The organism is Coleofasciculus chthonoplastes PCC 7420 (genome assembly GCF_000155555.1).
Taxonomy (GTDB): Bacteria; Cyanobacteriota; Cyanobacteriia; order Cyanobacteriales; family Coleofasciculaceae; genus Coleofasciculus; species Coleofasciculus chthonoplastes_A.
Genome location: NZ_DS989858.1, coordinates 149789 through 163852 on the forward strand (window position 1 = coordinate 149789; position 14064 = coordinate 163852).

The 14064-nt window shown below is 45.8% G+C and carries 8 protein-coding genes and 2 pseudogenes; 4 read left to right on the forward strand and 6 right to left on the reverse strand.

Annotation, left to right across the window (positions count from 1 at the left end):
- Positions 1–115: 115 nt before the first annotated feature.
- Positions 116–427 (reverse strand): annotated as a pseudogene (locus tag MC7420_RS23405) (Uma2 family endonuclease); the annotation flags it as partial.
- Between the two features lie 172 nt (positions 428–599).
- Here MC7420_RS23405 and MC7420_RS23410 point away from each other — a divergent pair.
- Both MC7420_RS23410 and MC7420_RS23420 read left to right on the forward strand, forming a co-directional pair.
- Positions 600–1523, forward strand: a complete 924-nt coding sequence (locus MC7420_RS23410; RefSeq protein WP_006103377.1) for a nucleoside hydrolase — start codon at positions 600–602, stop codon at positions 1521–1523.
- Positions 1524–1979: 456 nt separating this feature from the next.
- Positions 1980–3068, forward strand: a complete 1089-nt coding sequence (locus MC7420_RS23420) for a hypothetical protein (protein WP_006103519.1) — start codon at positions 1980–1982, stop codon at positions 3066–3068.
- A 670-nt stretch (positions 3069–3738) separates the two neighbouring features.
- On the opposite strand, the gene MC7420_RS23425 is transcribed toward MC7420_RS23420, so the two are convergent.
- The 4 genes and pseudogenes from MC7420_RS23425 to MC7420_RS23440 all read right to left on the reverse strand — a co-directional run bounded on the left by MC7420_RS23425 (position 3739) and on the right by MC7420_RS23440 (position 8000).
- Positions 3739–5286, reverse strand: a complete 1548-nt coding sequence (locus MC7420_RS23425) for an ArnT family glycosyltransferase (protein WP_006103341.1) — start codon at positions 5284–5286, stop codon at positions 3739–3741.
- A gap of 31 nt (positions 5287–5317) precedes the next feature.
- A pseudogene (locus MC7420_RS23430) lies at positions 5318–5911 on the reverse strand (RNA-guided endonuclease InsQ/TnpB family protein); the annotation flags it as partial.
- A gap of 202 nt (positions 5912–6113) precedes the next feature.
- Complete coding sequence (locus MC7420_RS23435) at positions 6114–6338, reverse strand: hypothetical protein (RefSeq protein ID WP_044209205.1); 225 nt, start codon at positions 6336–6338, stop codon at positions 6114–6116.
- A gap of 516 nt (positions 6339–6854) precedes the next feature.
- Complete coding sequence (locus tag MC7420_RS23440; RefSeq protein ID WP_006103517.1) at positions 6855–8000, reverse strand: quinone-dependent dihydroorotate dehydrogenase; 1146 nt, start codon at positions 7998–8000, stop codon at positions 6855–6857.
- 150 nt (positions 8001–8150) lie between these two features.
- Here MC7420_RS23440 and MC7420_RS23445 point away from each other — a divergent pair, with 150 nt between their 5' ends.
- Complete coding sequence (locus MC7420_RS23445) at positions 8151–10979, forward strand: GAF domain-containing protein (protein WP_006103373.1); 2829 nt, start codon at positions 8151–8153, stop codon at positions 10977–10979.
- Between the two features lie 236 nt (positions 10980–11215).
- Positions 11216–12130 carry an Rpn family recombination-promoting nuclease/putative transposase gene (locus tag MC7420_RS23450; RefSeq protein WP_006103474.1) on the forward strand — a complete coding sequence of 305 codons (915 nt, stop codon included), beginning with the start codon at positions 11216–11218 and terminating at the stop codon, positions 12128–12130.
- 110 nt (positions 12131–12240) lie between these two features.
- On the opposite strand, the gene glmU is transcribed toward MC7420_RS23450, so the two are convergent.
- Positions 12241–13599 (reverse strand): bifunctional UDP-N-acetylglucosamine diphosphorylase/glucosamine-1-phosphate N-acetyltransferase GlmU, encoded by a 1359-nt coding sequence (glmU, locus tag MC7420_RS23455; protein ID WP_044209208.1) that lies wholly within the window; start codon positions 13597–13599, stop codon positions 12241–12243.
- Positions 13600–14064 lie beyond the last annotated feature (465 nt).

Sequence of the window (14064 nt, forward strand, 5' to 3'; positions counted from 1 at the left end):
CTGGCGAGAGAATCACCGAAAATATATCCTTGCTCCCCCGGCTTCCTCTGCTTCCCCGGCTTCCCCTCCTCTTTTCCCCCACCACAACACTCCCGACAGCAGCCCCTAATTTCTGACTGAGTATTTCAAATACCACTTGGGGGGCAATGTTATCTTCTTGCCATTGTTTATACGATCCGCGATCGCCTTTGGGTCTACCAAAGACAACCATGATATCAGGAGCTTGACGAACCAAGGATTTTGGGTCAGGATACCAGAATAAATCACCTGCTACAAATACATCCGCGCGATCGCTAAATCAAAGTTTTAAGTTTTCTTTGATGACAACAATCCAGCGGAATTGAATTGTATTGTCTGCCAGGGGTTGACCATCACTGTCTGGATGTTGCAGGTTGACTCTTTCAGAGGATTGCAATTCTTGTACCATAAGATTCGTTCTAAAATCCATCCCGTTTAATCACTCTGTTGTGATCATAGTCTTCTCACAGACCTAAGTCAGGCAATTTAGATCCCCGACTTCTTGAAGAAGTCGGGGATCTGGTCAAGGATGAAAATTGAGGGATAATAATCAAGTGTATGCTTGCGGAAAATTTCTCCTCGTGTCCAAACCTCTCGTCCTCATGGATCAGGATGGCGGTGTCGATGATTATTTGGCAACCGTCTTGCTGATGACAATGGATCACATCCAACCTTTGGGTATCGTTGTCACTCCGGCTGATTGCTATATTCAACCCGCCGTTAACGCCACGCGCAAAATTTTAGACCTAATCGGATGTTCTCATATCCCCGTTGCTGAAAGTACGGTACGCGGGATTAATCCCTTTCCCCCCCTTTACCGCCGGGATGCGTTTATCGTGGATCATCTGCCAATTCTTAACCAGAATGACACCATTCAAACCCCCCTGCTAACCGAAACCGGTCAAGAGTTTATCGTGCGATCGCTGCAAACGGCTGACCAACCTGTTACCCTGATGGTGACAGGACCCCTCACCACTGTCGCCACCGCCTTAAACCTTGCCCCTGATATCGCAGCGAAGATTGAACAAATCGTCTGGATGGGGGGTGCAATTCACGTTCCAGGGAACGTCGAAAAAAGCCTGGAACCTGGACAAGATGGTTCAGCCGAATGGAACGCCTACTGGGACCCCCTCGCCGTGCATCAAATTTGGCAAACTCAGATTCCGATTGTCCTTTGTCCCCTTGACTTGACCAATACCGTCCCGGTTACCTCTGAGTTTGTTTACAAATTGGGGAAACAGCGTCACCATCCCATTTCCGATTTGGCGGGTCAATGTTACGCCTTAGTAATTCCCCAAGACTATTATTTCTGGGATGTTCTCGCCACCACCTATCTGGCTCATCCCGAGTTCTTTACCTGGCAAGATTGGGAAACCACTGTGATTCCTCAGGGTTCCAGTCAAGGTCGTATCCAAGTCGAAGCGGGAGGAAAACGGATTCGGGTGCTGGATACCGTCGATAAGACAGAATACTACTCCTATCTCTTACATCAGTGGGCAAGGTAACATGGAAAGTGTGATTTAAGTCACCTTACTCACGCTCAGCCGAGTTATCTGAGAATCATGCCTCCCCAACCCAATTAACCATTAACCCTTTCCTGGAAAGCGCTTGAGGGGTAATCCCCTGCCAGTCTCACCTGTTGGGTGAAAACTAAATGAGAATGGTTCATTTCTTTTAATAACTGTGATAATCCTGTATTATGAATGATAAAAACAGCAAAAATATGACAGAAGCGATTTTTGAGCAGAGTCGTTATCGCAACTCGAACCCCTCCTTGTCTGGGACAAGAGTTCAGAGGCAGACTCTGCTCTTTTAAAGTTTCCATATAACATCCGATTTTTTTAACGCCGAGAGGATGCATCATCAGTGCTGATTGACACTCACCTGACTACAGGTGAGACATAGGGCTTTTTGCATCTTCTCCTATTGAAGGGAAATGAGAGTGTAGCGGGATTTTTACCATGACCTATTCCATCGCATCCACAGAACGTTCCGTGTCCCAGCCGACACAGCGTCAGCGTTCTACTGTTGGCAAAACACCCAACTCGTCAAAGTCCGACTCGTCAACATCCAACGTTCATTCCTTAGCGGTGCTTTGGGCGAGGAAATACTATACGGCTGTTACCAACCAAGACCAAAATGAGTCAGCATCCAGTTTAGCGGCGGCGGATCTCAAGGAAATTGCCTCACTCGAAGCCAGAAAAAGCACGGCAGAGAAAATGATGCAAAAGCTCAACTTTGCCAGTGCCCAAGCCTGGTCGTTGACCGAAACGCTGCTATCTGAGGAAATTCGGCGTCATGGTATTAATCCTGAATTAGTCAATCCCTTAGAAATTGCGGCTGATACCCGTTATCTGTTTCAAAAGACGGCAAATGCTTATGCTCAACGCGCAACACCCCGACGCTTATCGGTGATTGTCGGCAAAGATTTTGGTAAAGTGCGCCAAAAATATACGAGTGTTGACCGCCGTGCGATCGGGTTTGTCAGTATGCAGTTTCACTACACGGGTCAAAAATTACTCGAGTGGCTCTCACCAGCAGAACAAAAACTGTGGCTTCCCTATTTAAAGGTAATGGATGACCACATGTATATGCCCCTACAAGCGGCGTATGATGCAGCTGCCAACCATCCCTACAATTCCCAGGCGCTATTAGCGGTGCAGAATCTGTTACCCATCAGCACAAAACTGGCTATTTCGGTGTGCCAACAAGTTTGCCGTCAAAATCCCAACTACGAAACCTACAGCGGTTCGCTGATGAGCAAAACGGTAAGAATTGCCAGTATCCGCGACGTGGAAATGTTTCAGGTTTATCTGTGTCTGTGTGTCTTAGAAGATGACATTCGGGCGGTGCAGCGAGAATTGTTTCCGTTATGCGTCATGCTTTATCCGCGTCTGCGTGTCGGCTGGCGTTTAGTGCAAGATATGCTGAAAGCGATTGGTTGGGAAATGTACAATCGCCTACCTCCCGAAAATATGGCAACCTTTTTACCCTATCTGCGGACATTAACGGAGATGTTCTCCTGTGACGTGTTTCAAGAGCCAGAATAGCTTTGTAGAGACGTTGCATGCAACGTCTCTACAGTCTGGAAAAGAAGGGTTCTATAATTTATTAAGTTTGCGTTGAAAACTGCGCTAGCGTGAAGAGAAGCGATTACGACGAATGACGAATGACAAACCATAAAGCAACAGCAACTCTCAAAACTAGACCGCTTGAATGATTTCCTGTTTAAGTTAATTCTATCTGGAGTGGCACTAAAAACTTAGTCTTTAGAGCTTATATCCCTAGTTTACAATTTTAGGAAATCTCAGCAATTTGTTGAGCGTTGCTGTTACTTGTCAATGAGGAAATAGAGATGAAATTTATCAGTCGGTTTTATACCTCCTAATTTGATTTTTTCAGTTCAACTTCTGTCATTAGTAAGCCTTTAGGCTTCAATTTCTAATGTAATCACCTTTCCGAGAAAGCACAAGCAAATGACATAGAAGTTTACGTTTCGATGATTAAATGCTGCCATTTATATTACAAACAATTTACGAATCAGGTTCTGTGAACCCAGTGTTCGCGGTAAGTGGTTATCAGATCTTGACGGGTTGAAGCGTGTCATAAGCGCCAAATTTCCGTAATTCTACGGTAGCGATCGCATAAGGATGTCCGATTTCTGTAAAAGCATTTGAAGGAAATACAGGCTTTGCCGTGGCTTGATTGCAGGATAGTCACTCAATCGAGAATTGCAATTAAGGTGAAGCCTTCGCTACTACCAAGAATGACGCGATCGCGAATCGGCAATCCTGCCAATGTTGACTCATCTACCAGTAAATACGCCGACGTTGACGCTAACTGTTTCAACGCAGTTGTATCCGCCGGAATCACTTGGCGATCGCTATAAAAATCTAAACTGGGACGCCGATAACCAAACGATGTATAAATCACCGTGTCTGGGGGCGTGTGTTCCTGAATCAACTGGGCGACTGGTTTCACCGCAAAGGCTTCATTTAATTCCCAAACCCAGGATGTAGACATCATCAACAGCAACAACGCCAGGTATGTTCCGCCCAATAAAATCGGAATAAATTGGCGATTATACTGGTAAACCTGCCAAGCCGCCAAACCCATTGTTAACGCCACAACCACGCCCATAATAATTAATACAGGCTGCGGATCTGCCAGGATAAAGTAAACACATCCCCCCACCCCTGCAACTGCCATTAGCCCCAAAAGCCAGACTAAAACTTGGGGATAATGCTTGCTTTTTTGCCACAACTGTGCTAAATACATACCAACAGCTAAGGCAAAAAAGGGATAGAACGGCATAATGTACCAAGGCAACTTGGTTCCCATTAGGGAAATCGCCCCCAGATAGCCAATTGTACCAATCAGTACCAGTTTGCCCCAACTCCGTTGACGATGATGCCAAGCTAACCCCAATCCGCCCAACCAAAACAGGAACCAGGGAAAACTGTATTTGAGTAATTCCAGCAAATAATACCAAGGCGCACCCTTATTTCCCTCCACAGATTCCGAGATGCGGTTCAACCCCTGCGCCTGAAAATGCACCTGCCAAAAGGTTTCACCATAATATTGCCACTGAACTGCATACCACGCGATCGCAGGTGTACTCCCCAAGAGAATCCCTAGCCAAAAATAGGGACTCTTTAACTGCGTCCATTGTCTATCAGCCAAGAGAAACCCAAACGCGATCGCACCCAACAGGATCACCAAAATCCCTTTAGTTAACGTAATCAATCCCAGGCTAATCACAATCCCAACCGCCCAACGCTTATCCTGACGCGCTTTCAGCAGACACAGTAGCAATAGCAGAAAAAACAACACTACCGTACCATCCAGCATCGCCAGACGCCCATGACGCACCACAGGTAGCAATGTCAAATAAACGCTAGCCGCTAATATAGCCGGGAGACGTTGGGCAAAAACGTCTCGCCCCAACAAATAGAGTAGCGGAACGCTACAGGCGGACAAAAATGCTCCCGGTAGGCGGGTGGTGAATTCTCCAATTCCCCAAAATTTATACGACAGAGCAATTAACCAATCCATTAACGGGGGTTTGAGTAGATAGGGTTCCCCCTGAAGTGTCGGATGAAGCCAGTTCCCGGTGCGGTAAATCTCTCTAGCAATCAGGGCGCGAGTCCCTTCATCCCAATCTCGCAGCGGTACATTTCCTAGAGAAATACTTCCCAGGAAAAAGGCGGCTAAGAAAAAACCGATTAGCCAATGGTTGTTAGTGAAATTCAGTCGTCGTTTTGCCATTTATCATTGGTTCTTTTTGACACTCACCGCCCTATAAGGACGGTGATTCTTTCATCGTAGGGATTCCAATGAATTTACCCTCAGAAAGCATCTTGACCGTGTGTCCCACGGCTGCAAGTCCTCTTATACAGACTATTTGTGCGGCTGCTACATCTCTATCGGTGGTGTAGCCGCAATGACTACATGAATGGACACGTTCTGACAGCAGTTTCTTTCCCGTTTCTGTTAGGCAGTTAGGACAAGTCTGACTTGTCTTTTTGGCATCGGTTTTTCGGAAAAATACGCCACGTTTAAAGCAGCATTGCTCTAATACTTGTAGGAATTGCCCCCAACCTGCATCTAAACAATGCTTGCCTAACATCCCTTTTGCTAGTGCCTTAAGGTTGAGGTCTTCAGCAAATATCATTCCCGCCCAATCACAAAGATTGTGGGCTAATTCCCAGTGGTAATTTTTCCTGATGTTTGCTATCCGTTCATGTAGTCGGCTGACTTTAGCTTGTGCCTTTTTTCGGTTGTTACTCCCTAAACGCTTTCTAGATACTCGTTTTTGCAGCAATTTAAGCTTGCATTCAAGTTTCCTGAAAGGCTTGGGATTAGAAAATAATCTACTGATGGCGGTGAAGTGGCTTTCTGAGCATCCTAGTGCAGGACGGTAGAAGAGACGGTTAAAAGCGGGATGCACCCTTTGCACTCCAACTTAATTGACAAATCGTAACATTATTAACTAAACGGTTCGCCAATTACCTATATTTTTGATGGAGGTGGCGAGTTGTGTCTGATGACGACTCTATCTATCTCTATACCGTGATCCTGAATCTTGAACCGCTTCAGTAATTATTAAATGTTTTGCGGGCATCTAACAGTTCTAGATAAGATATTGGCACGACGATGGGCCACAGGATAGTAGCAATGACCAAAATCACCCAAGAGGAAAATTTCTCATTTTGGGACAAGCTGTCATCATGTTGCATGAAATCTAACCATCGGCTAAAGAAAATCGGCAACATGATTACGTAAAATGCGATGGCTCCGATAAAAACTGTTTCCCACATAAATAACCTCAGTAGATTGAAAATTTGGTGGTGAGTGACTCCACGATAGAGAGATTCGTTGTCTATTCGTTACTCTGACCCGAAGGTACAAAAAAAAGGATACTATTCCAGATGAAAGATCTACACTTGACGTAAGCGTTTAAGCGTTTGTCAAATTAGTCTGCCTAATTAACGTTTCCTGATCCAGTTGCTGTTTATCAGTGAACTAATAATACTGACCTACTAGATCTAAGGCAAGTTGTTGAGCGTGATCTTGTGACAAAAATTAACAATATCTATCTCTAGAATGGTTTTCTTTCTATACTATTCTAGTATTGAAAAAAAGTTGTGGCTAGGGATAACCTGATGATTCGTGCAGTGTTATCCGCCCTAGTCGGCTTTCAAGGCAGAAATGACAAGTTCAAATAATCTCAATCCATCTCTGTTTCGAGTCATATTGTTACCATTTTGACACAATTGAAGTAGATGATCCGATGACTGGACTGGTGTTGACAAAGCCTTTACTCGGACTCAGTTTCACTCGGTAGAGGCTTGTGCCTGCTTCACCACCTGAGTAATCGAACTCAATCCTTGTTGTTCCAACTTTCTTAACAATCCCTGCATGATTCGCCGTGCCATCCAGGGTCCGGAGTAGACTAATCCCGTGTACACCTGAATCAAGCTGGCTCCGGCGGTGAGCTTTTCCCAGGCATCCTCGGCGGTAAAAATTCCCCCCACACCGATAATCGGTAATTTCCCCTGGGTTTGCTGGTGAATAAACCGAATCACCTCTGTCGAACGTTCCCGCAGTGGCGCACCACTAATTCCGCCAGCTTCTTCAGTTACGGGTTTGCCTGTGGTGGTGATGACTTGGGTTTTCAGGATATCCCGGCGAATTGTTGTGTTAGTAGCCACAATCCCCGCAAGCTGATAGGTTTGAGCTAGCATCACAACATCCGCGATCGCCTCCCACTCCAAATCCGGTGCAATCTTGACTAAAAGCGGCTTTTGTCCTTGATTGTCCTGTTGCAACGTCTCCAAAATGATTCGCAGTTGTTCAGCATCTTGTAGCGATCGCAATCCGGGTGTATTGGGTGAACTCACATTAACCACAAAATAATCACCCCAAGGCTTAAGTAGGCGGAAACTGGTTAAATAGTCAGTAGCGGCATCTTCTAAGGGTGTTACCTTAGACTTACCCAGATTGATCCCCACAGGGATCGGCTCAAACGGCTGATGCGCGATCGCTCCTAATCGATCTGCCAAGGCTTTCGCCCCTCGATTATTAAACCCCATACGGTTGAGAACAGCTCTATCTTGGAGTAAACGGAACAACCGGGGTTGGGGGTTTCCGGGTTGGGCGTGACAGGTAACGGTTCCCAGTTCAGCAAAGCCAAACCCAAAGATGCGCCAAATTCGAGCCGCTACCCCATCTTTATCAAATCCGGCGGCTAAACCGAGAGGATTAGGAAATTTCAGTCCCCATAGAGTTTGTTCCAAGCGAACATCGCTCAGGCAAAAGGCTTGGTGCAATTGAGAGGAAAGCCAAGGAGTTGAGGAGGATTCATGAGTCCGATCTAGCCAACCTAACAAATGCATTGTCTGTTCGTGCGCCCACTCCGGATCTGCCTTCACCAGCGAAAATAGAATGGGGCGAATGGCAGATTGGTAAATATCAGTCATTGGTTATTTGTCCTTTGTCATTCGTCATTTGTCATTTGTCATTTGTCATTGGTTATTTGTCCTTTGCTCCCTCTGCTCCCCCATCTCCCAGACGTAGCATGCTACGTCTCTACATTGCATCCCTAGCTCCCCGTTCCCTGATAATTAATTATGGGTCAGCAAAATCTACCATCCCAAAACGATCATCCATTCCTCACCCTAGGACGAGTGCTGGAGACATTGCGGGAAGAGGACAATGCTGAGGTGTTGATCGAAACTACTCTAAATTACCTGCAAACCGAGTTTGATTACCACCTGATCTGGATTGGGCTTTATGATCGCTTGGATCATCGCTTATTTGGCAAAGGGGGTATTGCTCCCACGGGTGAGACCGATTTTTTGAAGCAGCGATACAACCTGCAACCGGGTGATCTGTTAGAACAAATCGTGATTCAACAACGCCCAATCACCGTTCCTGATATTCAGCAAGAAATCCGCGCGGGAGAATGGCGACGAATTGCTACCAATTTAGGGATTCAGGGAACATTACTGTTTCCCTTACGCGCCAAGGATCAATGTTTTGGTGTCACCTTGTTGGGTTCACATCAATGGGGTATCTCTGCCCAACCCAAAGACACCGCCCATTTATCCATGGTGTTGGGTGGATTAGCGGCGGCTTTACATGAAATAGAGGTCAATTGGCAACAATCGGCAATCAAACGCCCTGATAAACCCCTGTTTCAAGCCCTCGATGAGCTGCTCCAATTGCCCAAGCTGGTTCAGCGTCTGGATAAATTGGTGGCGATGACTCAAGAGTTTATTACGCCGACGCGCACTAATATTTATTGGTATCATCCGCAGCAACGCTATTTCTGGCATCGGGTGGGTAATCGTCAATCTCTCCGCAGTGTTGTTGGGTTACGCAACTCCAAAGCGGGTCTTACTGTTGCTGAAGCCAGTGACTTTTATCAGGCGTTAAAGGTAGGTCAGTTAGTCACCATTGGCAGCAGTAGAAGCCAACTCAAGACAGAAACCACAGAACATATCCTACATCGACTCCGAACTCGCTCGTTGATGGCAGCCCCGATTCAAATTCAAGGGGAATTGTTGGGTTTTCTGTCGGTGGAAGAAGACGATCCGCGAATTTGGGAACGGGCAGAACGGAACTATATTTTAGCCACCGCTCAATTAGTGGCGCTGGTGGTGAGTGGAGAGGAATTAGACACCCAAGTTCAGGTAAGAATCAAGGATAGCCAGGTGCTAGCAAGGATCGCTCAAGCGATCGCCTGTCGTCCCACGCCTGAAGCCGCCCTGAATGAGTCGGGGAAGCTGATTTGCCAGCATCTGAATACGGATCGATTGGTAATCCTGCAACGGGATCAGTCGGGTCAATTCACTGTTGTGTTTAGCCGACAACCGTCGAATCGCCGTCCTTGTCCCTCACCCTTACCCCCCCTGAATGATCAGGATCAGCAGTGGTTGAGGGGACGAAAAAAAATGGAGGTGATTGAAGATATTGAGGCGGATGGGTTACTCATATCCTGGCGGGAGACGTTAACGCAACTGAATCTGCGATCGCTCCTGATTGAGTCTTTATCCTATCCAGCACATTCCCCGAAACAACCGAGTTTCCTGTTCTTGATTGGTCATGAGAGTCCTCGAACGTGGAACTCGAATGAACGGGATTTTGTGAAAACTGTAGCCCAACTCATCCATCTGCTGCTCACGCTATCGGGTGAGTTAGATAACGCCAAACGTTCATTTTTGGCGCATCAAACCCTGCAGTCGGGTCTATCCATGCTCCACTCAGCGCCGAAAGATCCGGTGCGCTTTGAACGGGCTTGGATTAATTATGTGGCAAAGTTGCTGGAATGTCCGCTGGTGGCGCTGCTTACTTGGACTCCCCAAATTGCTTGGGCGACGGTATCCACGGTGGCGGTTACGGATTCGCGTTTTGCTCTCCCTCCCGATTTAACCATTTCGGTGGCAACAAATCCCCTGATTCACCAGGCTCTAGCTACCCCCCATTTCCGCTGCTTTGCGGTGAAGGATCTGCCGGACTCGATCCGTCAATGGTTTAAGAGTCCCGATATGGGTCAAATTTTGGTGATTGCCTTACATCAGGATACCACTTCAGCCACGGGAGTGATCCTGATTGCGGATCACCAGGAACGAACGTGGTCTGAACGTTTGTTATCGGTACTGGAAATCTTAACCCAAGAGTTTACTGACTTGCGTGACTATCGGTATCGCCTGATGCAACAAACCCAAGAGCGGGAAAACTTGCAAGCTCTCAACTGGTACAAACACCGATGCTTGGAGAAATTGTATCAGTCTGTGCAGGAGATGAATAATGCCTTACTTTTATTAGACAGTCAGACATATTCTCCGGCGGAAGCCACACAGCAGATTACCAATTCGGCGTTACAAAAGATGCGTCGTCAGCAACTGCTGCACAAGTTAGAAGCCGTTCTAGCGGGGATGACTCCGATCCTCAAGCAAGAACAGTGGCAACTCAGGACGACGCTACGCCCGATCAAGTTGGCAACGTTGTTGAAGCGATCGCTGCGACAGGTGGAACCCTTTTATAATCAGCGTCAACTGGTTCTGAATATGCACAATGTCAGTCAGTTTACCATTTATGGGGATTACCTGAAGCTAGAATGCATTGTGTTGGAGTTATTGCTCACGATTGGTTTACAGTCCCGTGCTGGACGTTGGATTCATTTGTGGTGCTGTCCCTTGCGTTCAGATACTAAGCCCAGGCTGCACTCAAGTTCACCTTATCCGTTACTCGAGTTACTGATTTCTCAAAGCAATTCTTTGGAGGAGTGTCAGCAGATTCTCACCACTTCACCGAGAAAATCGCTGCATAGCTTAAATATGAGAATTTGTCAACAGATTTTGCGGAGTTGGGGAGGCGATCTGCATTTTTACCAAACCCAAGTCCATGATTATTTGATCCGGTTGCTATTGCCATTGGAACAGAAGCAGAAGTAAGTCTGGCACGATTTTGGCGATCGCGAAATTTATACCAAGTTGCAGTTTACCACTAAAAAATCTAATTTATGCTTCATTAAAAAGCCAAGTATAGCGCTACGCGCTAGGCAATAGGCAATAGTGAAGAAAAACACTGAATCATCAAGGGATAATTTTTCTTTTTTTGTCCTAACCTTAGAGCGTAGTGCTATATAATCAAAATATAATTATTTTTACAATTCAATTATTAAAAAGCGATGACTCTAAGATTTATTAGTCCAAAGACTGATTTTGCCTTCCAAAAGATATTTGGATCAACAGACAGCAAAGATATCCTGATTAGCTTTTTAAATGCCTTAATTTATGAAGCCAACCCCGTGATTCAGGATTTAGAAATCATTGACCCCTATAATCCTAGAGAGGTGGTGGATCTCAAAGACAGCTATCTCGATGTCAAAGCCTTACTGGATAATGGCTCAACCGTGCTAATTGAAATGCAAGTCCTCAACCTAGCTTTCTTCGAGAAGCGGGTTATTTATAACCTGACCAAAACTTATGGAAATCAGCTAAAATATGGCGAAGGATATTCCTACCTGAAACCGGTCATTGCCTTAACAATTACCGACTTTCTCATGTTTGATCAGACACAACGGTATCTAACCCGGTTTAGCTTAAAGGAAAACCAAGAGTTGTTTAACTATCCTGATCCAGAAATCGAGTTAATTTTTGTAGAATTACCGAAATTCACGAAAACGCTAGATCAGCTAGAGAGTTTAACAGATAAATGGATTTATTTTATTAAAAATGCTCCCAGCTTGGAGGTAATTCCCCCCACATTTAGCCAATTTCCGGAACTAGATAAAGCGATGAATATCGCCAATCAAGCTAATTTGAGTGTAGAGGAAGTGGAAAAATTGCGGAAGCAAGAAATGTTCCTGGAAGACCAACGAGGATCGATTGTTAAGGCAAAGCAGGAAGGACTGCAAGAAGGATTAGAGCAAGGAATTCGATGGATATTCCGTTTTCTGGAGCGACAGTTGGGGTCAATTCCGCCAGAAATCAGTCAGGGAATTCAAAACTTATCGGTTGACCAGTTGGAACGTCTCGGAAATGATGTTTTTGATTTCAACAATTTAGAAGAGTTATCAAGTTGGTTACAGGAAAATGGGTGATTTTTGGGCGCTTGTGCGTAAGGTTTCCGGGGGGTCAGGTAATGGCTGAAATCCTTATGTGTTCCTAGACCACCCCGGAAGGGAACCAAGAGGGCTTGGGAACCAAGCCCCTACGGGGTTGGAAAATTGAGACGCCAACCGGGTTTGACGACTTGACGCGATCGCGCAATCACCAGACAATCATCAGGTGTCGTTTCAGTTACTACTGAACCCGCCGCTACTGTGACATCTTCGCCCAAGGTTATAGGTGCAACAAGCACACTATTGGAACCCGTCTTCGTGCGATCGCCGATTTGAGTGCGATGCTTTTGTACCCCATCGTAGTTGGCGGTAATCGTTCCTGCGCCGATATTCACCTGATCCCCTAACGTCGCATCCCCCAGATAAGACAGGTGGGCGATATTTGTGCGATCGCCAATTTGGGCGTTTTTCAGTTCCACAAAATTCCCCACCCGACAAGATTCCCCGACGCTGACATGACCTCTAAGATGAGTATAGGGTCCGATTCGGCTATTCTCTTGCACCACCGAATCACTCACCACCGAAAACAGCGCCGTGACATTCTTCCCTAACTGACTATTTTCTATCAGACTTCCGGGTCCAATCCGACTCCCAGAACCAATTACGGTTTTTCCCCGCAGGTGGGTTTGGGGTTCAATAATCACATCCGGTTGTAATTCCACCGTGTCATCAATGGTAATACTATCGGGATTAATTAACGTCACCCCCGCCATCATCCAGGCTTCCTTCACCCGATCTTGCAAAATCTGGTATGCTTCGGCTAACTGATTGCGGTTGTTAATTCCCAAAATTTCCTGATAATCCTCCACATCAACCGCCATGACAGGTTTTAGCTGATGAATCGTATCCGTTAAATAATATTCCTTTTGGTCATTATTTGACTGTAGATTTGGCAGTATTTTTGCCAATTTCTGCCAATTGAAACAATAGACTCCCGCATTAATTCGACGGTTCTGCTTTTGGGCTGTGGTGCAGTCTCGATCTTCTACAATCTGAGTGACGAGGTTTTGTCCATCACAAAAAACTCGTCCATATCCTTGCGGATTCGGCAGTTGCGCGGTTAAAATCGTCGCGGCATTTTGATGGGTTTTATGGGTATCTAATAATTGTTGCAGGGTTTGGGATCGCAACAGGGGAACATCACCATTCAAGACCAACAAATCCCCCGTAAATCCTTCTAAGTGGGGGAGGAGTTGTTGTACTGCATGACCGGTTCCCAATTGTTCGGCTTGTTCCACAAATTCTATATCCTGGAACTGGGCGAGAGAATGTTTAACTTGTTCGGCTTGATAGCCGACAATCACCAGACACCGCAACGGATCGACACCAAGACAACTTTTGAGAACTCGTTCCACCATTGACAAGGAACCCAAATTGTGGCATACCTTGGGCAACTTAGATTTCATTCGTGTCCCGCGTCCTGCTGCTAAAATCGCGACTGCAACCATGATTGAGATAGGGGTGATCTGCTACCGAGTTATAGAGTTTCGCTCACTGATAATACCATAGTCGGCTCAAGTATTCCCAGAAACCGGGTTTCTCGTGTGCATGACAAATCTGATATCGGCATTTCACCCAAATAAACCCGGTTTATTGACCGATGCCCTAGTGATATTATACGCCACTAACGGCTAGGGCTAAACTGACAATTTAGACTCTAAACTTTTCTCAACTCTTCACCATTTGTAACAGTTTTTTGATTAAAACAACAAAATCAAGCCATAGAATAAAAAGCATCAACTGTAATTCTCAAAATAGATTAAGATATGTTGCTGTTTTTGATAAACCTGAAGAAAACTGATTAATCCTCAATTCTTTTCCGATGCATTGTGTTATAAAAAAAGTACCTTGAATTCCCGTCAAGCAACCGGTTGAGATGGTAGGGATTTAACAACTGGATAGGGAACAATCGC

Coding starts and splice junctions, on each gene's coding strand:
- MC7420_RS23420 (WP_006103519.1), top strand. CDS start 1,980: ATGACCTATTCCATCGCATCCACAGAACGTTCCGTGTCCCAGCCGACA.
- MC7420_RS23425 (WP_006103341.1), bottom strand. CDS start 5,286: ATGGCAAAACGACGACTGAATTTCACTAACAACCATTGGCTAATCGGT.
- MC7420_RS23435 (WP_044209205.1), bottom strand. CDS start 6,338: ATGTGGGAAACAGTTTTTATCGGAGCCATCGCATTTTACGTAATCATG.
- MC7420_RS23440 (WP_006103517.1), bottom strand. CDS start 8,000: ATGACTGATATTTACCAATCTGCCATTCGCCCCATTCTATTTTCGCTG.
- MC7420_RS23445 (WP_006103373.1), top strand. CDS start 8,151: ATGGGTCAGCAAAATCTACCATCCCAAAACGATCATCCATTCCTCACC.
- MC7420_RS23450 (WP_006103474.1), top strand. CDS start 11,216: ATGACTCTAAGATTTATTAGTCCAAAGACTGATTTTGCCTTCCAAAAG.
- glmU (WP_044209208.1), bottom strand. CDS start 13,599: ATGGTTGCAGTCGCGATTTTAGCAGCAGGACGCGGGACACGAATGAAA.